This is a genomic window from Acerihabitans sp. TG2, from assembly GCF_035013185.1.
In the GTDB taxonomy this organism is placed as follows: domain Bacteria; phylum Pseudomonadota; class Gammaproteobacteria; order Enterobacterales; family Enterobacteriaceae; genus Acerihabitans.
Window position 1 is genome coordinate 29,983 of the sequence record NZ_JAYGJO010000009.1, and the last position, 23,581, is coordinate 53,563.

At 52.4% G+C, this 23,581-nt stretch carries 18 protein-coding genes and 1 pseudogene; 8 read left to right on the top strand and 11 right to left on the bottom strand.

Annotated elements, in window-relative coordinates; genetic code table 11:
• Positions 1 to 17: 17 nt before the first annotated feature.
• The 7 genes from aroB to SJI19_RS10140 all read right to left on the bottom strand — a co-directional run bounded on the left by aroB (position 18) and on the right by SJI19_RS10140 (position 5,589).
• Positions 18 to 1,103, bottom strand: coding sequence for a 3-dehydroquinate synthase (gene aroB / locus SJI19_RS10110; protein WP_323478134.1), 1,086 nt, complete (start codon positions 1,101 to 1,103; stop codon positions 18 to 20).
• Positions 1,104 to 1,270: 167 nt separating this feature from the next.
• Complete coding sequence (gene aroK, locus SJI19_RS10115) at positions 1,271 to 1,792, bottom strand: shikimate kinase AroK (RefSeq protein WP_131866394.1); 522 nt, start codon at positions 1,790 to 1,792, stop codon at positions 1,271 to 1,273.
• A 335-nt stretch (positions 1,793 to 2,127) separates the two neighbouring features.
• Complete coding sequence (locus tag SJI19_RS10120; RefSeq protein ID WP_323478135.1) at positions 2,128 to 3,357, bottom strand: secretin N-terminal domain-containing protein; 1,230 nt, start codon at positions 3,355 to 3,357, stop codon at positions 2,128 to 2,130.
• Positions 3,354 to 3,650 (bottom strand): hypothetical protein, encoded by a 297-nt coding sequence (locus SJI19_RS10125; RefSeq protein ID WP_323478136.1) that lies wholly within the window; start codon positions 3,648 to 3,650, stop codon positions 3,354 to 3,356. The genes SJI19_RS10120 and SJI19_RS10125 overlap by 4 nt, the downstream gene beginning before the upstream one ends.
• Positions 3,643 to 4,194, bottom strand: a complete 552-nt coding sequence (locus tag SJI19_RS10130) for a hypothetical protein (protein WP_323478137.1) — start codon at positions 4,192 to 4,194, stop codon at positions 3,643 to 3,645. The genes SJI19_RS10125 and SJI19_RS10130 overlap by 8 nt, the downstream gene beginning before the upstream one ends.
• Entirely contained in the window at positions 4,187 to 4,744 is a 558-nt protein-coding gene (locus SJI19_RS10135) for a PilN domain-containing protein (RefSeq protein ID WP_323478138.1), read from the bottom strand. The genes SJI19_RS10130 and SJI19_RS10135 overlap by 8 nt, the downstream gene beginning before the upstream one ends.
• Entirely contained in the window at positions 4,741 to 5,589 is an 849-nt protein-coding gene (locus tag SJI19_RS10140) for a pilus assembly protein HofM (RefSeq protein ID WP_323478139.1), read from the bottom strand. Before SJI19_RS10140 ends, SJI19_RS10135 begins: the two co-directional genes overlap by 4 nt.
• Positions 5,590 to 5,714: 125 nt before the next feature.
• Between SJI19_RS10140 and mrcA the strand changes: the two genes are divergently transcribed.
• Positions 5,715 to 8,273 carry a peptidoglycan glycosyltransferase/peptidoglycan DD-transpeptidase MrcA gene (gene mrcA / locus SJI19_RS10145; RefSeq protein WP_323478140.1) on the top strand — a complete coding sequence of 853 codons (2,559 nt, stop codon included), beginning with the start codon at positions 5,715 to 5,717 and terminating at the stop codon, positions 8,271 to 8,273.
• A 39-nt stretch (positions 8,274 to 8,312) separates the two neighbouring features.
• On the opposite strand, the gene nudE is transcribed toward mrcA, so the two are convergent.
• Entirely contained in the window at positions 8,313 to 8,864 is a 552-nt protein-coding gene (nudE, locus tag SJI19_RS10150; RefSeq protein ID WP_323478141.1) for an ADP compounds hydrolase NudE, read from the bottom strand.
• A gap of 569 nt (positions 8,865 to 9,433) precedes the next feature.
• On the opposite strand from nudE, the gene SJI19_RS10155 reads away from it, so the two are divergent.
• The 4 genes from SJI19_RS10155 to pckA all read left to right on the top strand — a co-directional run bounded on the left by SJI19_RS10155 (position 9,434) and on the right by pckA (position 14,760).
• A complete protein-coding gene (locus tag SJI19_RS10155) occupies positions 9,434 to 11,569 on the top strand; it encodes an IgaA/UmoB family intracellular growth attenuator (protein WP_323478142.1) in 2,136 nt (711 codons plus the stop codon).
• Positions 11,570 to 11,622: 53 nt separating this feature from the next.
• A complete protein-coding gene (hslR, locus tag SJI19_RS10160) occupies positions 11,623 to 12,039 on the top strand; it encodes a ribosome-associated heat shock protein Hsp15 (protein ID WP_323478143.1) in 417 nt (138 codons plus the stop codon).
• Between the two features lie 31 nt (positions 12,040 to 12,070).
• Positions 12,071 to 12,949 (top strand): Hsp33 family molecular chaperone HslO, encoded by an 879-nt coding sequence (gene hslO, locus SJI19_RS10165; protein WP_323478144.1) that lies wholly within the window; start codon positions 12,071 to 12,073, stop codon positions 12,947 to 12,949.
• A gap of 191 nt (positions 12,950 to 13,140) precedes the next feature.
• Positions 13,141 to 14,760, top strand: a complete 1,620-nt coding sequence (gene pckA, locus SJI19_RS10170) for a phosphoenolpyruvate carboxykinase (ATP) (protein WP_323478145.1) — start codon at positions 13,141 to 13,143, stop codon at positions 14,758 to 14,760.
• A gap of 219 nt (positions 14,761 to 14,979) precedes the next feature.
• Here pckA and envZ read toward each other — a convergent pair whose 3' ends face one another.
• The 3 genes from envZ to greB all read right to left on the bottom strand — a co-directional run bounded on the left by envZ (position 14,980) and on the right by greB (position 17,898).
• Positions 14,980 to 16,347, bottom strand: coding sequence for a two-component system sensor histidine kinase EnvZ (gene envZ, locus SJI19_RS10175; protein ID WP_323478146.1), 1,368 nt, complete (start codon positions 16,345 to 16,347; stop codon positions 14,980 to 14,982).
• Positions 16,344 to 17,063 carry a two-component system response regulator OmpR gene (gene ompR, locus SJI19_RS10180; protein WP_323478147.1) on the bottom strand — a complete coding sequence of 240 codons (720 nt, stop codon included), beginning with the start codon at positions 17,061 to 17,063 and terminating at the stop codon, positions 16,344 to 16,346. The genes envZ and ompR overlap by 4 nt, the downstream gene beginning before the upstream one ends.
• A gap of 349 nt (positions 17,064 to 17,412) precedes the next feature.
• A complete protein-coding gene (gene greB / locus SJI19_RS10185) occupies positions 17,413 to 17,898 on the bottom strand; it encodes a transcription elongation factor GreB (RefSeq protein ID WP_323478148.1) in 486 nt (161 codons plus the stop codon).
• Between the two features lie 147 nt (positions 17,899 to 18,045).
• Here greB and SJI19_RS10190 point away from each other — a divergent pair, with 147 nt between their 5' ends.
• The 3 genes and pseudogenes from SJI19_RS10190 (at position 18,046) to feoB (ending at position 23,581) form a co-directional block, all read left to right on the top strand.
• Positions 18,046 to 20,370 carry a Tex family protein gene (locus SJI19_RS10190; protein ID WP_416347530.1) on the top strand — a complete coding sequence of 775 codons (2,325 nt, stop codon included), beginning with the start codon at positions 18,046 to 18,048 and terminating at the stop codon, positions 20,368 to 20,370.
• 591 nt (positions 20,371 to 20,961) lie between these two features.
• Positions 20,962 to 21,174, top strand: a pseudogene (feoA, locus tag SJI19_RS10195) (ferrous iron transporter A); the annotation flags it as partial.
• A gap of 100 nt (positions 21,175 to 21,274) precedes the next feature.
• Complete coding sequence (gene feoB, locus SJI19_RS10200; RefSeq protein WP_323478150.1) at positions 21,275 to 23,581, top strand: Fe(2+) transporter permease subunit FeoB; 2,307 nt, start codon at positions 21,275 to 21,277, stop codon at positions 23,579 to 23,581.

Consider the following 23,581-nt stretch of genomic DNA (forward strand, 5'->3'; position numbering starts at 1 on the left):
AGGGCGACGGCCCTGACTCAAGTCTGGCAATCGGCAATTGATGCCAATACGATATCATGTGTAACTCCGGCGCGCACTTCCGCCTGGCCCAAGCCTCGAGGCAGCACTAACCGTAACTGACCGGAAACGACTTTTTTGTCACGCATCATATGCGGCAAATAGTCTTTCGGCGCCATGCCCACCGGTCCGATGACCGGCAAACCCGCGCGCGTCAACAATGCCTTGACGCGATCAATCTCAGCGACCGTAATTTGCCCCAAACGTCGCGCAGCATGGGCCGCCATCATTATGCCCGCCGCGACGGCCTCACCGTGCAGCCAGTTGCCATAGCCCATATGGGTTTCAATAGCATGGCCATAGGTATGGCCTAAATTCAGCAAAGCCCGTTGCCCCTGTTCGCGTTCATCGGCGGCAACCACCGCAGCCTTGATTTCACAACAGCGCCGAATGCAATACGACAGCGCCGCGCCCTCAAGTAACAGCAGCCGATCCAGATTATTCTCGAGCCAGACAAAAAAATCGTAATCCAGAATAATGCCATTTTTAATCACCTCAGCCAGCCCGGAAGATAACTCACGAGACGGCAGGGTTTTAAGGCAATCGAGATCGATGACCACCGACGCAGGCTGATAGAATGCGCCAATCATATTTTTACCAAGAGGATGGTTAACTGCCGTCTTACCCCCCACCGATGAGTCAACCTGGGAGAGTAGCGTCGTGGGAACCTGAATAAACCGAACGCCGCGCTGGTAGCTGGCAGCAGCAAAACCGGTCATATCGCCGATGACTCCCCCGCCTAAAGCAATCAGGGTGGTATCGCGACCATGAGGTTTTTGCAGTAGCGCGGTAAATACCTGATCGAGCACATCCAGAGATTTGTATTGCTCACCGTCAGGCAGGATCACATGATCAACAACAACCCCGGCGCGTTCAAGTAACGCCAGGATTGAATCAAGATAAAGCGGTGCCAGCGTTTCGTTGGTCACAACCATCACCTGATCACCGTTGATTAGCGGCGAGAAAGAAGCCGGGTCGTTAAATAACCCGGCTGCGATCGTAATCGGGTAGCTACGCTCCCCTAATGTTACAGTAATCCTCTCCATGGGCTGCTTAATGACCTTTTCGGCATGTTGTTATACTCTTCATTTTTCAAGCCCTGGCCGGTTGGCTACAGGTGTTCATCCGCATAACTCACCGGAGTAAGTCTTATCGGAATGATCTCACCTGGCACCAACACGCGACTCGAAATCTATTGGGTATACACACTAAATCAGTTACTTTCCAGCATATTGATAATCTGGTTTGCAACAACCTTAGCACTTTGTTCGTCGGTACGAATGGTGACATCCGCAATTTCTTCATACAAAGGATTGCGTTCCCTCGCCAACGCTTCAAGCACTTCACGCGGCGGAGCTTCAACCTGTAGCAAGGGTCGTTTTTTATCGCGCTGGGTTCTAGCCAGCTGTTTTTCAATAGTGGTCTCAAGATAAACGACCACACCACGGGCGGAAAGGCGGTTGCGGGTTTCACGTGACTTTACCGATCCACCACCTGTAGCCAAGACGATACCCTGCTTTTCAGTCAGTTCGTTAATGACTTTTTCCTCACGATCGCGGAATCCATCTTCACCTTCCACGTCGAAAACCCAGCCTACATCGGCTCCGGTGCGTCGCTCAATTTCTTGATCAGAATCGAAAAACTCCATATTAAGTTGTTGGGCCAACTGACGCCCAATAGTGCTTTTGCCGGCACCCATAGGCCCAACCAGAAAGATATTGCGTTTCTCTGCCATGTTTTTCGGTATTACTAAGATTATTCGTTAATGACAACCCGCCCCGCCAATCAAATTAGCGGCGGGACCTAAACTGAAACCTCATGAGCGATAGTGCGAGAATCAGATCAAAAATTATCTCAACACTCGGGGTAGTTTGGCAACCGATTAAATCGATGCCCACACCGCAAGGAGGAATTCCGACATCTCTATCGTAATTACAGGTGACGCAAAGACAGCGATGCTCAATGGGCTACCCTTGTAAGCGAAATTGGCCACAGCGTCAAATCTATCGCGAAAAAAACGCATAATTTGTTGCTAAAACCACAAATTTGCTCGATTTGAGTCTGATGAGTTTACCCCGATATTCGGGTTGGTGTAATAAAAATAACCAATTCGCGCTGTTTATAGTTCGCACGCTGTCGTTTAAACAGATGTCCCAGCAGTGGAATTTCAGATAAAACCGGTACTTTATCCAAGGAATGGTGCTTTTGCCTTTGAAAAATCCCACCTAAAACAATGGTTTCCCCATCATCAATTGTCACCTGAGTTTTAATCTCCTCCATATCAATGGAAACGCTCTCGTTTTCGCCTTGTTTTAGCACCCGGCCGGGTACATTTTGGCTCAGACGCAGTTTTAGCGTGACTTTACCGTTACGCAGCACTCTAGGCGTAACTTCCATGCTCAATACGGCTTCTTTGAACTGCACCGAAGGCGATTTATTTTTACCGCTGGCGACCTGATAAGGTATTTCAGTACCTTGTTTTATGCTGGCTGTTTGCTGATGGGCGGTGTAAAGGCGCGGACTGGCGAGAATATCCACTTTATTTTCCTGCTCCAGCGCCGTGAGCTCCAGTTCCAACAGCCTACCGCTCAGGCGCGCCAGCCGAAACCCCATACTGCCATAATGTTTGCCGAGCGGCAGATCCATCGACAGTGCAGTGGCGCTGTTTTTATTACCAGCGTGGTGCTGCCAGTTGACACCGATTTCGCGCAGATTTTCCCGGCTGATGGTGACAATATGGGCGGTTATCAACACTTGTTCCAGCGGCAGATCCCAAATGTGTATCCAGGCCGCCAGCGCCTCCAGCGCTGGCTCAGTATCCCTTATCACCAGGGAATTGGTGCGTTTATCCAGCATCACGCTGCCCCGTGGCGTCAGCAGGGTCTTGCGCATCGAAGCAATGTGTTTGCTAATCTCAGTGGCATCAGCATGCTGCAGCGTAACCAGACGATTGATTAGCGGTCTGCTTGCGGTGGTGTCGCCCTCACGTTCCCGCGGGAAAACCATTAACACGTCACCCTGGCGCTCAAGATGCAAATGGCCGGTGCGCACAATCAGATCCACCGCCTGCTGCCAAGGAAGATGCTTAAGATTCAGGCTAATATTCCCCTTGATGCCCGGCGCGACCACCAGATTAAGATGCTGATGCTCAGCCAACGCCCGCAATACCTGCGGTATTGGCGTGTCATCAAACACCAGTGTCACCGGTTTGCCAACCGCAGCCGGCGCGCCATTGGCAACACCCGTCAATGTCCCCAACAGCAGGGCGTATCCCATCACTAATAGCGCGATTCCTTTCACAATTCATCATCCTTATGTTCAGTTATGGTTCCCATCGTCCCGTCGTCTTGGACACAGTCTGGTGCATCCTGAGGTATATCACCGCGTAACATCCAATGACCCTGCCCATCAGTGCTCAACAACTGCCGGCGTTCACCATCAACGACCCATCCCTTGATCGCTCCCTGAGCCGCCGAGCGCAAAATATCAGTCGATCTTGTGCCGGGTTGGAAAGGATCACGCTGTCCGGCGGGCCAGGCCAGGCTGCTTGATAGTATCAAGGGCACCACTGCCGCTAACCTGCCGTTACTCATATCGCCCACCGTCATCAAGCGACTGGGCCAGGGTAAATTCAACCTGCAGGTGCCGATCGCTGCGCGCAATGTGCAGGGCGCGCACCGTTCTTCCGCCGCGGTGTACCGCCAGTTTGCGCATCATCGCGTTTAAGGACGCATAATCCGTGGTTACCGAGATGATCCAGTCCCGAGCAGCACTACCATCACCATGGTGCTCTCGCATCTGCCAGCCGAAAGTGCCGGTGTTATCGGGTTGCAACATCGCGATGACCGCCCCGGGGTCCTGGCGCAAGCTGTCATACATTGCCAACTGCCGGCTCATGTGCTGAATATCCCGATCCCACTGTACTCGAGTAGGCACGGTAGCCCGCAGCCGCCGATAGTCATCCACCTGGCGTTCGCACCGCGCTATGTCAGCACGCAGTCGCACTGAGGCATCACGTTCATGCCGCAGTAATGTCACCCAGACCAGAGTCATAAATGAGGCCAGGATTATAGCTTGGCCTACTAATAATGCTGGCCAGGGATACGCCATCAAACGTCTGAATCCGGGCTTATCCATGACCGGCTTCTCCTCGCCGCTGGGGCCAGTCGGTTTGAAAAGTAAAACGGAAATGGCCGTTGTTGCGCCGGCTGATCCCCTGCCAACGCACATGGCTAAACAGTTCGGATGCGCCCAGTCGTCTTCGCAGGCTGAGTATGTCGCCATAACACTCGCAGCAGCCGCTGATCACCAAGGTACCCTCTTGCTGACGCAGTCCGGTAAGCCATAAACCCGCAGGCAATAGTGTCGGCAATTGATCGAGCAGGCGGCTGAAATACTGATTGTTCAACGCCGACTGCCGATAGAAACTCAGCCTGTGCGCCATTCGGCGGTGCTGCTCGATTTGCCGTTGGACGTGTTGTTGCTGATCAAACGTCCACTGCGCCTGTCGCTGCCACTGCCCCAGTCGCTCGGCGAGATCGGCCTGTTCGCTGCGCCAATGGAACGCCAACAGGCCTGACACCAGGCCAGCCAGCAGCATTTCAAGCGCCAACGTGAAGCTAAACAGTCTCGAACGGCGCCGCGCGCGCCGCTGCCGCCACGGCAACAGATTAACTTGGTACATCATGCATCCTCCTGACGTATCGCCAACCCACCCGCAACCACATACGCCGCTGGCCAAGCCGGGATGGGAGGATAAATTTGCCACCCTGAGGTGAACGGCGACCACGGCAGGGTGCCGTCGGGTGCCGCCATGGGAACATCACTGCTAAAATAGGGCTGGGTTTGCGCCGGGTCCACGCCGGGATGGTGTTGCGAAAAAAAACGCCGTATCTGGGAAATATCACGCGTTTGATCGGCTGGAATAAAACCGAATTCCAGGCACTGAGCCAAAGGCGACACCCAGAACCAGCCGCACGGCAGCACGTGAAGCAGTAGCCGATCGGTGGCTAATCCCACTTCGCTGGCCATATAACGCAGAGCGCAAGGCATAATATCCAGCACCTGCGGCGCGAGACCGACGCCGGTCAGACCAGCCAGCCATTGCGCCACCGCGTCCTGCCGGGCGGCGGTCACCAGCAGCGTATCGGACGAATGAGGATCCGCACGATAATCGAGCAGGTATTTTTCGCCGGTGTGGGTAAAATGACGTCCCGCACGTGCAGTGATAAACCCGTCGCGCTCAGGTTCGCCGAGACGCCTATCAGGGGCCGCCATGCGCCGTTGGGCAATCAGGTGCATCGGCAGGGAAACGCGTAACGACATACTCCGCGGCAGTTGCCGGCGCCATAAGCGTAAGACATCCCATAACCCGCCCGACGGTGCGGTGGGGCAGTCGGCCGGCCATATGTCGGGCAGGCGATACTGCCACCAATGCCGAAGCTGCCAGCCGTGGCGCCTTGGCTGTAGCGCCAGCGCACACAGGCTGCCGTTTTCAATTGCTAAACCCACCTGCCAGAGGTCAAATGCCATGTTTGTCGATCTCCTTATCATCATCATCCGTCATTAAAAGTACGTATCCAACGTGCTGGCTTCCCTTTATACTAGCGCGCGGTTGCTTATAAACTGCCCAAACGACATAAAATGGGAAATCTCAGGTGAAGTTCGTAAAATATTTTTTTATCTTTGCAGTGTGTTGCATTGTGTTGGGAGCCGCCTCGATATTTGGCATGTACAAATATATCGAGCCGCAATTGCCTGACGTCGCGACGCTCAAAGACATCAGACTACAAACACCCATGCAGGTCTTTAGCGCCGACGGTGAACTGCTCGCGCAATTCGGCGAAAAACGCCGCATCCCCTTGACGCTATCCCAAATACCACCCGAGCTGGTCCACGCATTTGTGGCCACGGAAGACAGCCGTTTCTACGAGCACCATGGTGTGGACCCGGTGGGGATCATGCGCGCAGTTTGGGTAGCGATGATATCAGGCCATGCCTCCCAAGGTGCCAGTACCATTACGCAGCAACTGGCGCGTAACTTCTTTCTCAGTCCGGAACGCACCTTGATTCGCAAAATCAAAGAAGCGTTCCTGGCCATCCGTATCGAGCAGTTGCTGACGAAAGATGAAATCATTGAGCTCTATTTAAACAAAATTTATCTCGGCTACCGCGCTTATGGCGTGGGGGCCGCCGCTCAGGTGTATTTCGGCAAAGATGTGGATCAGTTGACCCTGGGTGAAATGGCCGTCATTGCCGGTTTGCCTAAGGCTCCGTCCACGTTTAACCCGCTGTTCTCCCACGCTCGGGCGCTTGCGAGACGCAATTTTGTCCTGTCCCGGATGTTGGATGAAAACTTTATTACCCGCGAGCAGTATGAACAGGCGCGCAACAGTGAACTGGTCGCCAACTATCACTCCCCACAGATGTCCTTTTCAGCCCCCTATATCGCTGAAATGGTCCGTCAGGACATGATCAAACGCTATGGGGAAAATGCGTATACTGATGGGTACAAGGTCTATACCACCGTCACGAAAAAGCTGCAGATGGCGGCACAGAATGCGGTGCGTACTAACGTTATCAATTATGATATGCGTCATGGCTATCGCGGACCGAGCAATGTGCTGTGGAAAGTGGGCGAGATGGCGTGGGATAACAAGCGTATTGTCGATACACTGAAAACCCTGCCGGTCTATGGCCCGCTGTTCCCGGCGGTCGTCACGCAAACCGATCCAGACCAGGCGGTGGCAATCATGGCAGACGGCAGCAACGTTTCCCTGCCAATGGCCGGCATGCGTTGGGCGCGGTTATTTAAAACCGACACGTTGCAGGGCCCTACACCGAAAAAAGTCACCGATGTGGTGCATCCCGGCCAGCAAATTTGGGTACGTAAAGTCGACGATGCCTGGTGGCTGGCACAGGTGCCGGACGTCAACTCGGCGTTGGTGTCGATCAATCCGGAAAACGGCGCGATTAAAGCCCTGGTGGGTGGTTTTGATTTCAATCAAAGCAAATTCAACCGCGTGACGCAATCCTTGCGGCAGGTTGGATCGAATATCAAACCCTTCCTGTATACCGCCGCGATGGATAAAGGGCTGACGCTGGCCACCATCCTGAACGATGCACCGATTTCCCGATGGGATGCTGGCGCCGGCACCGACTGGCGGCCAAAAAATTCACCGCCCACCTATGACGGGCCAATCCGCCTGCGTCAGGGGTTGGGCGAGTCGAAAAATGTGGTGATGGTACGCGCCATGCGTGCCATGGGCGTGGATTATGCGGCGGAATATCTACTGCGCTTCGGATTTCCCGCGCAAAACATCGTGCATACCGAATCTTTAGCTTTGGGGTCCGCCTCCTTCACGCCGATGCAAATGGTGCGTGGTTACGCGGTAATGTCCAACGGTGGTTATCTGGTCGATCCCTATTTGATCACCAAAATCGATGACGCCGCAGGTCATACTTTGTTTGAAACCAAACCTAAAGTCGTATGTGACAGCTGCAATTTACCGGTGATTTATGGTGATACCCAAAAATCAGCAGTATTGTCCGATGACAGTATGGAAAACGTGGCGGTCTCGCGTCAGGACGAGAGTAATGCCGTCGTGCCGATGCCGCGTCTAGAAACGGTGTCACCGGCACAGGCCGCTGCGGATGGCGACCAGCAATATGCGCCCCACGTTATCAGCACCCCGTTAGCCTTTTTAATCCACGACGCATTGAACAGTAATATCTTTGGCGAACCGGGATGGATGGGCACCGGATGGCGGGCTGGCAAGGATCTCAAACGTCATGATATCGGCGGCAAGACCGGTACCACCAACGACTCCAAAGATGCCTGGTTTTCCGGCTATGGCCCACAAACTGTGACCTCGGTATGGATTGGCTTTGACGATCATCGTCGTGACCTTGGTCGCACGTCGGCGTCCGGCGTCATCCCTAACCAGATTAGCGGTGCCGAAGGCGGTGCCAAAAGTGCTCAGCCAGCTTGGGATGACTTTATGAAGGTCGCATTGGAAGGGATACCCGAGCAGAAAATCACTCCGCCACCGGGAATTGTTACCGTCAGCATCGATAAGAGCAGCGGCAAATTATCCGATGGCGGTGGCAATAGCCGCGAGGAATATTTTATCGACGGCACTCAGCCTAAGGATAAAGTGGTCCACGAGGTCGGCACCTCGATCATGGATAACGGCGTATCGCACGAATTATTCTAAGGTTCGTGATCTCATGGGCGCCCTGGTGGCGCCCATTTTTTATTTTTGCAGCAGCCAGGCGTGTGCCAAAAACAACGCGCTGACGTTGCGAGCTTCGCGAAAATCCGGCTCGTTGAGTAAATCCATCATGTCGGCGATGGGCCAGCGAACCTGTGGCAGCGGTTCCGGCTCATCGCCCTGGCGCTGTTGCGGGTAGAGGTTCTGGGCCACCACGATATTCATTTTGCTGGAAAAATAGGAAGGTGCCAGCGTGAGTTTGGTTAAGATCTCCATGCGCTTGGCGCCAAACCCCACCTCTTCCATTAACTCTCGATTTGCCGCTTCCAGGATATCCTCGCCGAGATCGATCAGCCCCTTGGGAAATCCCAGCTCATAATCCTCAATGCCGACGGCATATTCACGAATCAGCAGCAGATGTTCATCGATAATAGGGACAATCATCACCGCCTCGCGTCCAGACGGCTGCATTCTCTCGTAAATTCGCCGCGCCCCGTTGCTAAATTCAAGGTCAACGGTTTCCACATTGAACAGTCGGGAACGCGCAACGGTCTCGATTTTATGAATTTTAGGTTTTTGCAGGGACTTGTCCATAAGGATCCTAGGCTAACAAATACACCTAATAGCATAACCGCCTATTGAGGCAAACAACAGCATCAGGCATAAACACTTCATCGCAGCGTTAGGTGGGGGAGTTCGCGTCAGCGCGAGGTGGCCAAAATCGGCTAATGCGCTTGATCGTGCAGCACATAAATGAGAATCTTCACCTAAACCCCATGGTTTTATCGTACACGGCAATAAAAAAAAGAATAAGGATTAAAATAGGAAAATACCGATATGTCATTGCGGCATGGGTTGCTACCCTGTTTTTCTAGGTTGATACGCTTGTCATACCTCTGGTTGCACAAGAGTTGGTTTGTCTCACCCACCTCGGTCTTTTACCGGTGTAAGCTCCCGGGGAAGGATGAACCTCAATCCCTGAGGTTCACCCTTCTGGTCAACAAAAGCGTTGGGCACATCAGCCGAACGATTAAATGTGTCTTTTGTTGATGAGATGTGGGATGAAAAACCAGGCACAACGCGATTTGCCGGACACCGCTGAGCATCGCATGGATGATTCCGATGTATCGTAATTTATTGCTTCGCAGTTCGATGGGGATGGGATGAGCGTAATAGCTATTGTATTGGCCGGATGCTTGACCGGTGCGATCCTGTTCATCGCTTATCGAGTGTATCGTCGATATGTGATCCCCACCGCGATTAAACGCTTGCCGCTGCTACAACCGGTACCGCGTAAGATGACTCAGGATGAACATGACGCCGTAAAACAGTATGTGCAATTAAACAAAAAGGTGCACAGCAGTTCGCCGCTGGCTTTTCCGCCGGCGCAGATTTCTGGCGACCTGGGACTCACGCCGCAAAGCGAAAATGTTTACGGGGTAACACATGCCATAACCCGTTACGGTCTAGCCACCGATGCCCCCTATAAATGGCGCTACTATCTCGACAGCACCGAAGTGCATCTGCCGCCGTTGTGGGAACAATATATCACGCAAGACAATTACGTTGAGCTGATAAAAACCACCACTATCCCGCTGGTGATTGCACTTAACGGTCATTCTCTGGTGGATTATATATACGCGGCCCCGCCAGCCGCCATCCCACCCCTTGTCGTACCGAATTCATCCATGCACGAGCAGGAAACCGAACAGGTGGAACTACTTAATATCCGCAAGGAAACACCGCAAGAGTATGCGCTAAACCGGTCGTCGGGTATGCGTGAAGCCGTCATGTTGAGTGCGGCTTTACTGTTATTATTTATCAGCCTCTTGGCTCCGGTCTTGGCCGTTCCTTGGTTGGCGGCTATCGCTATCGTGTTGATTCTGTGCAGTGGTTGGCTCCTGTTGCGTCGTCCAGCAGAAAAAAATCGCCAGGATGTGCACTGCCTGCGCGGTACCCCCAAGCGCTTGGGGCTGTTTGGTGAGACCGATCAAAATCGTATCAATACCATCTCGCTGGGTATCATTGATTTGACCTACCCCACCCATTGGCTTGCCTTTATTGGCCACGATATGGGTAAAAAAACCGACGTGGATATCTATGTCAATCGTCAGGTGGTGCGACAAGGGAAATATCTTTCACTGCATGATGAGATGGTGCGCTTCCCAGTACAACGCTTCGGTAAAAACGCCGTGCTGTTCACCAGCTCGCTACTGATACTCGGCCTGCTGCTGGCCTATGTTCCCTTATCGTTGCCGCTGACATTAAGCATGGCGTGGTTAAAGGGTGCGCAAAATATCCAGGCGATGGATGTCAATACCTTGGAACACGCACAATTACGCGTCGGCGACATGCTACGCGTGCAGGGTTTGGGCATGTGCTACGTTGATCCGTCCTTGACGCCGGGTGCAAAAGATCCGTTTGTCCCCTTTGATTGCTCCAAAATGTATTGGAATGACGCACAACCCCTACCCTTGCCGGAATCGGATGCGGTGGACAAAGCCATAATGTTGCTCAATACCCTCAACACGCAACTACATCCGGAACTGGCCAGCGACCCCAAAATCAATCCCGGACTGGCGGATGCCATTCAAAAATCGGGCATGATCCTGCTGGATGATTTTGCGGATATTGTCCTGCAAACGCATGATCTTTGCCGTGATGATAACGACTGCACCAGGCTCAAAACCGCCTTGGTCAATTTGGCTAATGCCAAGGATTGGTCAGTACTGGTGAGACGCGCGCGCAATGGCTCGTTAAAAGGGGTCAACGTCTTGCTGCGGCCGGTCAGCGCCGAAACGTTGGAAAGTTTAGTGACCGGTGCCACCTCATCTTTTTTCACCAGTGAAATCCAGTTGGCTACCAATGCACTGAATAGCCCCTCACCAGGCGGTTTTTTGATTCAAAGCGACGAAGGCAAATTACTGGTCGATCATCCACTACCCGCCGGTTCGTTGTATAACTATACCGGCTTGGCCCAGTGGCGCGAACTGCAGCGCCTCTCCTCCGTACTGTTACACACCCCGTTTAACGCAAAAGGGATCATTACCAATATCAGCATTGACGCCAATGGCACCCGCCATATTTCGCTGCACAGCGAACCGGATGCCATCACCATCTGGCGCTACCTTGGTACCACACTGCTGCTGCTGGTATTGTTCGCCAGTGCGTTGGCGAACGCAGCGCTATTATTGGTTCGCCTGGCCAAAAGCCGTCATCGCGGCCGGGACATACAGCGTTACTATGAAAACTGCTTTACCCCCGACCTTGCCGATGCCACCGGAAAAAAGCTACCCTAGACGCATGACGTGCAACGCCGCAGACCCTGTGCGCGCTCCATTCTGGAGATAGAATGAAACAGAAAGAGAATAACGAGCCTTTGGAAACTATCCGGCTGGATAAGTGGCTTTGGGCAGCGCGATTTTACAAAACACGCGCCATCGCCCGGGAAATGGTGGAAGGCGGCAAGGTCCACTACAACGGACAGCGTACTAAACCGGGTAAAATCATGGAGAGCGGCGCTCACATTACTCTTCGTCAGGGCGATGATGAGCGCACGATCGTCGCCCTGGCGTTAACCGTGCAACGGCGCTCGGCAGACGATGCTCAACAACTGTACCAAGAAACGCCCGAAAGCGTGACCAAGCGGGAAAAACTGGCCGCCGCACGCAAAATAAATGCCCACAATATGCCCCACCCGGACAGGCGCCCGGATAAAAAAGAACGCCGCAATCTACTAAAATTTAAATATGGTGAATCGGGGGAATAAACGCCGGCGATCATCAGAAAGAGAGACTTTTATGGCCATTAACGACCAGCTACACCGTTATGTTTTTGAAAATTATGCCGTGCGTGGTGAACTGGTTTCATTGCATGAGACCTACCGGCAGGTCCTTGGTCAGCATGATTACCCACCAAGCGTTGCCCATCTGCTAGGTGAAATGCTGGTAGCCACCAGTTTGCTGACCGCAACACTGAAGTTCAGCGGCGAAATCACCGTACAGTTGCAGGGAGATGGCCCGTTGCGCCTGATGGTCATTAATGGCGACGATCGGCAAAATATGCGTGGCGTTGCACGTATAGACGGCGTTATTGCGCCAGACAGTTCGTTAAAACAAATGGTCGGCAACGGCTATTTGGTGATCACGCTGACCCCGGAGCAAGGTGAACGTTACCAAGGTGTGGTTGGTTTGGAAGGCGAGCACCTGTCCGATTGTCTGGAAAACTATTTTTTACAATCGGAACAACTGCTCACTCGGTTGTTTATCCGCACTGGCGCGGTGGAGGGTCAGGTGGCCGCCGCCGGTATGCTGCTGCAGGTCATGCCGTCCAAGGAAGCCAATCCGGATGACTTTGACCATCTGGCGCAGCTGACATCGACGGTCAAAGCGCAGGAATTATTTACTCTGCCCGCGAATGAAGTGCTGTATCGGCTCTATCACCAGGATGAAGTGTCGCTTTATCCCCCGCAGCAGGTACAGTTTCTTTGCACCTGCTCACGTCAGCGCTGTGCTGACGCGTTGCTGACGCTGCCGGAGCATGAGCTGGAAGAGATGCTGGTACAGGATGAAAATATTGATATGCACTGCGATTTTTGCGGCAGCCATTATGTCTTCGATCGGGATGATGTGGCGAGCATCAAGCGCGGCCATACGGGGCCTGACCTACTATTACATTGATTTTTCGCTGCCAAATTCTAGGCACACAATCACGTCCATGTTAGCGTATGCTGACGCTTTTTTTATGCGTCAGCTCCCATCTTCGCGTAAATATTACTTACATGGGTTAATTCATGACACACCTCTCAGTGAACACCTGCATATCCCCTACAATCTCTACAGGTAATAATTGAAAGCTAAGGAGTCATCAGATGGCAAGTTATGGTATAACCGCGCAAGACCTTGTCGGCTATGGTATCAGCGATAGCAGCGAGGTCATTTACAACCCAGGTTTTGCATTTCTTTTCCAGGAAGAGACCACCGAATCATTAACAGGATTTGAGCGCGGGACGATTACCCAATCAGGTGCTGTGGCCGTGGACACGGGTATTTTCACCGGACGCTCCCCAAAAGATAAATATCTGGTCCGTGATGAAGTCACCCGAGATACCGTCTGGTGGTCCGATCAAGGTAAGGGTAACAACGATAACCATCCCCTCAGCCAGGAAACCTGGAGCCAGCTAAAGCAGCTGGTCGGCAATCAATTATCGGGCAAACGCCTATTTGTCGTTGACGCCTTTTGCGGCGCCAATGAAAATAGCCGCCTAAAAGTACGTTTTATTACCGAAGTCGCTTGGCAGGCGCATTTCGTCATCAATATGTTTATTCGTCCTTCCAAAGAAGAACTCGCAGACTTTACGCCGGATTTCGTGGTGATGAACGGCGCCAAATGCACTAATCCCGACTGGGAGAAACAGGGGTTACATTCGGAAAACTTTGTCGCCTTCAACCTCACGGAAAAAATGCAGCTGATCGGCGGTACCTGGTACGGCGGTGAAATGAAGAAAGGCATGTTCTCAATGATGAACTACTTTCTGCCGCTGCAAGGCATTGCTGCCATGCACTGTTCAGCCAATGTGGGCAATGATGGTGATGTGGCGATTTTCTTTGGTTTGTCAGGTACCGGCAAAACCACGCTCTCCACCGATCCACACCGTCGACTCATTGGTGATGATGAGCACGGTTGGGATGACGATGGGGTGTTTAACTTCGAAGGGGGATGTTACGCCAAGACCATTCGCCTGTCCGAAGAAGCCGAACCGGAAATTTACCATGCTATTCGCCGCGACGCGCTGTTGGAAAACGTGGTGGTCAGAGCCGACGGCAGTGTGGATTTTGATGATGCCAGCAAGACCGAAAATACCCGGGTTTCTTATCCGATTTATCATATCGAAAATATTGTCAAACCGATTTCGAAAGCGGGCCATGCTTCAAAAGTCATCTTCCTCACCGCCGATGCCTTTGGCGTACTGCCACCAGTGTCCAGGTTGACTGTTGAGCAGGCACAGTACCATTTCTTATCCGGTTTTACCGCCAAATTGGCCGGTACGGAAGTCGGCGTTACCGCCCCTGTTCCCACCTTCTCGGCCTGCTTTGGCGCGGCGTTTTTGTCACTCCATCCAACGCAATATGCCGGCGTTTTGGCAAAACGCATGAACGCTGCCGGAGCAAAGGCTTATCTGGTCAATACCGGCTGGAATGGTACCGGCAAACGCATCTCCATCAAAGATACCCGCACCATCATCAACGCCATTCTGAGCGGTGAAATTGATGACGTGGAAACCGTGACACTCCCGGTGTTCAACTTGGCGGTGCCTTTGCATCTGACCGGGGTGGACGATCATATTCTGGATCCGCGCCAAACGTATGCCAAACCACAAGAATGGCAGGATAAAGCCAACGATCTGGCTCACCGGTTTATCACCAACTTTGATAAATATACCGATACTGCTGCGGGACAAGCCTTGATCAAGGCCGGTCCGAAATTATAGTTATAGACGCCAGTGTTGTCGATCTGCGCATGGGCGGCGAGTAAGTCCCGATGAACTTACCCCCGTAAGGGAATCGGGGAACTGAGCACCGCCCCCTGCCGGTCGAAACATAACGGGTATAGCAATAAGTCAAACGTCAACCCTGCCCTTGGGGCCCGGAGGAAAAAGATCCTTTTGCGGGCCTCAGGGGCAGGGTTATTGTCAATATCGAACCCACTGTCAGACGGATTTACGCTGCGCGTTGCCTACCGGGTTGTCCGGCAAGGTTGCCGGTAGCGGCAGATAGGCGCGGATACGTAGACCACCCCGCTCACTGCGACCGATTTCCAGGGTACCATTGTGCGCATCGATAATGCGTTGCACGATAGCCAGTCCCAAACCCGTGCCACTGGTACTGCGTGCGCTGTCACCGCGCACAAAGGGTTGTAACAGGTAGTTAAGCTGGGAAGGCTCGATCCCCGGGCCATCATCTTCGACCTCAAACCACACACGATCCGCTTGCTGGCCGCTGTGTACCCTGATCCACCCATTGCCATAACGAGCAGCGTTGACCACCATATTCGCCAACGCCCGCTTAATCGATAAGGGATTGACGTTGACGATCAGTTCCTCGTCACACATCGCGGTTTCAATAATCCGTTCATAACCACTTTCGGCGGCCACCACTTCTGCCAGGATACCGTTAAGATCGGCCATTTCAGTCTGCATTTCCTGGCCGGTTCGCAAATAATCGATGAACTGTTCAATTATCGCATTACACTCTTCAATATCTTTATTGATAGATTCAGCCAAATAGCCGTCTTCGCGGTTCATCATCTCGGTGGCCAAGCGAATTCGCGTCAGCGGCGTACGCAAATCATGGCTGACACCCGCCATAAGCAAGGTTCGATCGTCGGCCAGCATCTTGACGCCGGAGGTCATCTGATTGAATGCCCGGGTCACGGAACGCACCTCCGAGGCGCCATATTCTCGCAACGGTGGCGGAATGATACCCTTGCCCACCTGCAGCGCCGCATGCTCTAAATCCACCAAGGGGCGATTTTGCATGCGGATAAACAGCCAGGCTCCGCCAATAGCCAGTAGCATAATGGCCAGGGTATAACGGAATAGAGGTGAAAAATCCCCTTGGTGAATTTCGGTTAGCGGAATGCGCACCCAAATATCCGGCGATAACCAGGTCTTAAGCCAGACCACGGGAGAATTCTTGGTCACCTCGACCCGGACATCGGTGGGGCCACCCAGTTGCTGGGCCATCTGCTGGCTTAAAAATTGATAATGCTGTGCCCACCGGAGCCCGCGGTCTTCTGCAGCGGCGTTGGTGTAAAGGGAAATGCCCAATTCACGGTAAATTTCACGGCGAAAAGCCGGAGGAACTTCCAACAGAGTGCCGTCTTCAAGCTGCAGGTGGTCAGTCATCAACATTCTGACTTCGTAGGCCAGCACCTTGTTAAACTGTTGTAAACTAGGCAATATTGCAAAATTTAGCACTACGAGGTACGTCGTCACCAAGCTGACAAACAGCAAGGTAACGATTAACAGCAAACTCCGAGCAAAAGAGCTGCGCGGAGAGAAGCGCCATCGCTTCATGCTTTACTGCCGTCCGGCACAAAGACATACCCTAAACCCCAGACGGTTTGGATATAGCGCGGATGGGCGGGATCTTCCTCGACCATGCGGCGCAAGCGAGATATCTGTACGTCAATGGAGCGTTCCATGGCGCTATATTCACGACCACGGGCCAAATTCATCAATTTATCTCGGGACAGCGGCTCGCGTGGATGGCTCACCAGCGCTTTGAGCACGGCAAATTCACCACTGGTCAACGGCATCGGTTCATCTTCACGGAACATCTCGCGGGTACCAAGATTAAGCTTGAACTTACCGAAGGAGATAATCGCTTCTTCCTGTGAGGGAGCACCGGGTAATTCATTGGCCTGGCGACGCAGTACGGCACGGATACGCGCTAATAGCTCACGCGGGTTAAACGGCTTGGGAATATAATCGTCAGCGCCAATTTCCAAACCAACAATGCGGTCCACTTCCTCGCCTTTGGCCGTCACCATAATGATCGGCATCGGATTGCTCTGGCTGCGCAGTCGACGGCAAATGGATAGACCGTCTTCGCCGGGCAGCATCAAATCAAGGACCATGAGATGGAACGATTCACGGGTTAATAAACGATCCATTTGTTCCGCATTGGCAACGCTACGCACCTGAAAACCCTGTTCGGTCAAATAACGCTCCAACAGTGCCCGTAAACGCATATCGTCATCTACTACCAGAATCTTGTAGTTCTCTTGCATTCTCTTTCTCCAAAGGCGATACGCCCGTATGCGTATTGTTCAGAAACCTGTACGCCACTGACAGCGGTTTCAGGTGTATATTCTAAGCAAAATTGTTACAAAGCATATGGAAATACGTAGTTATCCACACTTTAGGTAAATTTGTGGCCATTTTGGCGATTATTACTGGTCAACCCCTCAATTTATCCACATATCCCTGCTGTCTGGCGGAAAATGTCCTGATAAGGATGATTGTTCCCTTTACCCTCAGCAATGTAAACATTAGTGCACTTATATTTATCAAATATAAGGCGATGACGTGCAAATAACCACCTGCAGTGTTCCCATGCCATGGTCTGGCATCGCCTGATTACTCGCTTAATGGACCTTGATATGAAATAGCGTTCACGTTCCAGTTCTGGGGGCCGCTAGGCGTCACCACCACCGCCTCGTCATCCACCGATTTTTTAATTAATGCCCTGGCCATCGGCGAATCAATGGAAATATAACCTTTATGCTTAAAAATCTCGTCCGGCCCGACAATTCGAAAACGTAGGCATTCGCCTTGTTCATTTTCCACTTCGACCCAAGCGCCAAAAAATACCTTACCTTCCTGCTGCGGTGAATAATCTACCACCCGCGCCTCTTTCAGCACCCGACGCAAATAACGAACCCGACGATCGATCTCCCGCAGTATTTTTTTATTGTAGTGATAATCGGCATTTTCACTACGATCGCCCAAGCTCGCGGCCCAGGACACCTTTTCGGTAATTTCGGGGCGATAGCGTTTCCAGAGGTGATCAAGTTCATCCTGGAGTTCTTGGTAGCCTTTGCGCGTGATAAGATTGGTTTTCATCGGGACCGTTCGCTAGAAGTTAAATCCATTCTCTGGAAATATAACATAGACCAGGCGAGGATAGACGGCTGGTATTTTGGCGGCGCAATACGTATAACGGTGCTCTGAATATGTTACTTACCACGTGATGACAAACAAGAAAGCATGATGAATGAACCTTTGAATCGCCTTATTGCCGCTGAGCTGAAAGCCCGCCCTGAGCAGGTCGATGCCGCGATCCGCTTGTTGGATGAAGGAAATACCGTTCCTTTTATCTCACGCTATCGTAAAGAGGTTACCGGTGGCCTGGATGATACCCAACTGCGCCAACTGGAATCCCGCCTCGGTTATCTGCGCGAGCTTGAGGATCGACGTCAGACTATTCTTAAAGCCATAGGCGAACAGGGCAAATTGACCGAACAACTGGCCGGAGCGATTAATGCCACGCTGAGTAAAACCGAGCTGGAAGACCTTTATCTGCCCTATAAAATCAAACGCCGCACCCGCGGACAAATCGCGATTGAAGCGGGGCTGGAGCCACTGGCTGACCTGCTGTGGCAGCATCCCGATCGGCAGCCCGAAGAGACGGCAGCAGACTATATTCAGGCCGATAAGGGCGTTGCCGATACCAAAGCGGCATTGGACGGTGCACGTTATATCCTGATGGAGCGTTTTGCCGAGGACGCCGCGTTGTTGGCAAAACTTCGCCACTATCTGTGGAAAAATGCGCATCTGGTCGCTACGGTTATCGCCGGTAAAGAGGAGGCGGGTGCTAAATTTCGCGATTATTTCGCCCATCATGAGCCCCTGGCCCAGGTCCCTTCCCACCGTGCGTTGGCCATGTTCCGCGGCCGTAACGAAGGCATATTACAACTTGCCCTGAACGCCGACCCGCACGCCGATGAAGCACCACGTGAAAGTTACTGCGAGCAGATGATAATCGAGCATTTGCAGGTACGCCTGAACCAGGCGCCGGCGGACGCCTGGCGTAAATCGGTGATTAGCTGGACCTGGCGCATCAAGATTTTGCTGCATCTCGAAACAGAGTTGATGGGCAGCATCAGAGAAAAGGCCGAAGAAGAGGCTATTGCGGTATTTGCCCGCAATATGCATGACCTGATGATGGCGGCCCCGGCAGGTTTGCGCGCCACCATGGGCCTGGACCCGGGTCTGCGTACCGGCGTGAAGGTCGCAGTCGTGGATGCTACCGGCAAGTTGGTGGCTACCGACACCATTTATCCCCACACTGGTCAGACGGCCAAATCGCTGGCGTCAATCGCGGCACTGTGTCTTAAGCACCAGGTGGAATTGGTGGCGATCGGCAACGGCACCGCGTCGCGGGAAACCGAACGCTTTTTCGCGCAGGTTAAAGAACAGTTCCCTAACGTCACCGCACAAAAAGTCATTGTCAGTGAGGCCGGCGCGTCGGTGTACTCAGCGTCTGAACTGGCGGCTCAGGAGTTTCCCGATCTGGACGTTTCGCTGCGTGGCGCGGTTTCCATTGCGCGCCGGTTGCAAGATCCACTGGCGGAACTGGTTAAAATCGATCCTAAAGCTATTGGCGTTGGCCAATATCAGCATGACGTCAGCCAAAGCCTGTTGGCTAAAAAACTCGATACAGTGGTGGAGGACTGCGTTAACGCCGTCGGCGTTGATCTTAATACCGCCTCGGTGCCACTGCTCACCCGTGTCGCGGGCCTGACCCGGATGATAGCCCAGAATATTGTGAGCTGGCGCGATGAGAATGGTCAGTTTCGCGATCGAAATCAACTGTTGAAAGTGGGTCGACTCGGGCCAAAAGCCTTTGAACAGTGCGCAGGATTTTTGCGCATCAATCAGGGTGCCAATCCGCTGGATGCCTCCACGGTCCACCCGGAAAGTTATCCAGTGGTCGAACGCATTCTCAAGGCGACGGCGCTCTCGCTGGATACACTCATGGGCAATGCCAACGCGCTGCGTTCCTTAAGTCCGGCACAATTTATCGATGAACGTGTCGGCCTGCCGACGGTGACCGATATCTTGCGGGAATTGGAAAAGCCCGGGCGCGATCCGCGGCCGGAATTTAAGACTGCCACCTTTGCCGATGGTGTGGAAACCCTCCAGGATTTGACGCTGGGCATGATTCTTGAGGGTACCGTCACCAATGTCACCAACTTCGGTGCCTTTGTGGATATCGGCGTCCATCAGGACGGGCTGGTGCATATCTCGTCTCTGTCGACAAGTTTTGTCGAGGATCCCCATAAAGTGGTCAAGGCCGGGGATATCGTCAAGGTCAAGGTGATGGATGTGGATTTGCCGCGCAAACGCATTGCCCTCACCATGCGTCTGGACGAGCAGCCCGGCGAAACACTCACCCGCCGTGACGCTAACGAAAAACGACGCGACACCGCGCCTCGTCCCGCAGCCAAATCACGCCCCAAGGGGCCATCGGTTGCTGGCAATAGCATGATGGGTGACGCGCTGGCAGCAGCGCTGGGTAAAAAACGCTCATAAGCAGCAAGGGATGACGGGCGGACCATGGCGTTGTTACCATGGTCCGCTTAAAACTTATGGCGAAAGGGAAAACGCGCCATAATCGGCGATAACTTTTGCCTCCCTTCATTAATATTCAGATAGAGTATTTAACATTCCATTCTTAATTATTAACATTAATTATCATTTAGCATTTGCAAATAATGTCTTATTATTTCATTAATCATAATCAAATATATTAATATCTTTAACATACTAATATCATTGATAAATATTAATTAAATTAAACATTGAACCTTCATCCCCTTTAACCCATATACGAATAAGTTTCATTTGCTAATGAGAGCTATTGGTGTTAAAACTACAGAACTGAGTGAATCGGTTTTACCCTTATTTTCGGTCGAGAATTATTCAATCGGCAACGTAAGACCATCAATTCATTGTGCAAAATTAAGCCAATGCGCTGTCATCAGCGAACGGGCTAAATTGGTTTAATAAACCAATTAAACAATGTATTAAATAATGTCATATATACCCTAAATATTGCGAGTTGCAAGAAGGCGGCAAGCAAGAGCATCCCGCGGTGCCTACTCAGGTATAAAAGAAGGTCATATGCATCTTTTGCCACACCATTTTTATAGAATTACCGGTTATGCCAAGGACATCAGTCCGGCATACCGACAAAAACTATTGTCATTGGGCATGCTGCCGGGATCGTCGTTCCAGGTGATTCGTGTTGCGCCGCTCGGCGATCCGATCCAAATCGAAACGCGCAGAATGCAATTGGCGTTGCGAAGGAAAGATCTTTCCCAACTGATGCTGGATAATATGGCCACACCCACCATTTCGGTTCCGTTGCGCTCATTTAAGGCGACCCGGTTCGCCACATACGGCCATTCAGTCATTTTATGGATATTCGCTGGATATGAAAAAGCTCACCGTCGGTTTAATCGGTAATCCCAACGCAGGCAAAACCACACTGTTCAATCAGCTGACCGGTGCTCACCAGCGGGTCGGCAACTGGGCCGGCGTCACGGTGGAACGTAAAGAAGGTGTATTTTCCACTGCCGTACATCGAGTACAGGTCATTGATTTACCAGGCACCTACTCCCTGACCACCATTTCGCAGCAGGCTTCGCTGGATGAACAAATCGCCTGCCGTTTTATCATGGGACAAGAAGCCGATTTTTTGATCAACGTGGTGGATGCGTCAAACCTGGAGCGCAATCTCTATCTTACCCTGCAGCTTCTGGAGCTCGGCGTGCCTTGTATCGTGGCGCTCAATATGCTTGATATCGCCAAAGATCAGCACGTTGAAATCGATATCCCGGCGCTCGCTCTGCGGTTAGGTTGTCCGGTAGTGCCGTTGGTTTCCACACGCGCACGCGGCATTGATCGACTCAAACTTGAAATTGATAAAGGCGCTCGCGACGCTGCCCCCCTGGGTATCAATTACCCCGAAGCCATCACTCGCGCCGTCGGACAACTGCTGCCGTTTCTCCCTGATAACTTGACTGATCCGCAACGCCGCTGGCTGGCACTGCAAATCCTGGAAGGAGATGTTTATGGTCGTGCGCAGTTTTCCGGTTCATTGGATGCGTTTGCGCAGATAAAAGCCACCGTTGACGATGACCCGGCGTTGCTGATTGCCAATGCCCGTTACCAGAAAATCACCGATATCTGCGAATCCGTAAGCAATAGTCATCTTACGCTGGCAAATGTGATGACCAGCAAACTCGATGCGCTGGTACTTAACCGGTGGTTGGGTGTGCCGATTTTCTTTTTTGTGATGTACCTGATGTTCGTGATGGCCATCAACATTGGCGGCGCGCTGCAACCGCTGTTCGACATCGGGTCAACGGCATTGTTTATTGACGGTACCCAATGGCTTGGCCATATGCTGCATTTCCCGCGCTGGCTGACGATATTCCTGGCTCAGGGGATTGGCGGGGGGATCAATACGGTGCTGCCGCTGATTCCGCAAATCGGCATGATGTATCTGTTTCTCTCGTTTATGGAAGACTCGGGATATATGGCACGGGCAGCCTTTGTCATGGATCGGATGATGCAGGCGCTGGGCTTGCCGGGCAAATCCTTTGTACCGCTCATTGTCGGCTTCGGCTGTAATGTTCCCTCAGTGATGGGTGCCAGAACGCTGGATGCGCCGCGTGAACGCCTGATCACCATCATGATGGCGCCGTTTATGTCGTGCGGTGCACGATTGGCCATTTTTGCCGTGTTTGCCGCCGCTTTTTTTGGCCAGAACGGCGCGTCGGTAGTCTTCTCGTTGTACCTGCTGGGCATCGTCGTGGCGGTATTGACCGGGCTGTTGCTCAAATTCACCATTATGCGTGGCGAAGCCATGCCCTTTATCATGGAACTGCCGGTATATCACATACCCCACATCAAGAGCCTACTGCTGCAAACCTGGCAAAGATTAAAAGGGTTCGTGCTACGCGCGGGCAAAGTCATTATCATCGCCAGTATCTTTATCGGGGCGCTAAACAGCTTTTCCCTGCAAGGTACTGCGGTGAATGATATCAACGACTCAGCACTGGCTTCGGTCAGTAAAGTCTTGACGCCACTGCTGGCGCCGATGGGTGTACATGAGGATAACTGGCAGGCCACCGTAGGGCTGGTTACCGGCGCCATGGCCAAAGAAGTGGTGGTGGGCACGCTTAATACCTTATATACCGCCGAGCATATTACCAATGCGCCTTTCGACCCGCAAAAATTCGACTTACTCGCTGAACTTACCGACGGAGTAACCCAAACCTGGCAAAATCTCAAACAGACCTTTAGCTTGAGCGTACTGTCCAATCCGATTGAAGCCAGTAAAGGCGATGGGGAAATGTCCGGTCGTTCCATGGGCGTGATGAGCGAAAAGTTCGGGTCAGCCATTTCCGCCTACAGCTATCTGATTTTTGTGTTGCTGTACGTGCCTTGTGTTTCGGTCATGGGTGCCATCGCCCGGGAAAGTAGCCGCGGCTGGATGACATTATCCATCGTCTGGGGAATCAACGTGGCTTATTCGTTGGCTACCCTGTTCTACCAGGTGGCTACTTTTAGCGCCCATCCGTTCACCAGCGCCTTGAGCCTCGTCATTGTTGTTGTGGTTAATGTGCTGTTTGTGCTGGGGCTGTACCTGATGCGCAATCATTTTACAATTAGCTTACCCGACAATGGGAAAAAATCCTGTTGCATAAGCACTTCTGGCGGAAGCTGCCATTAA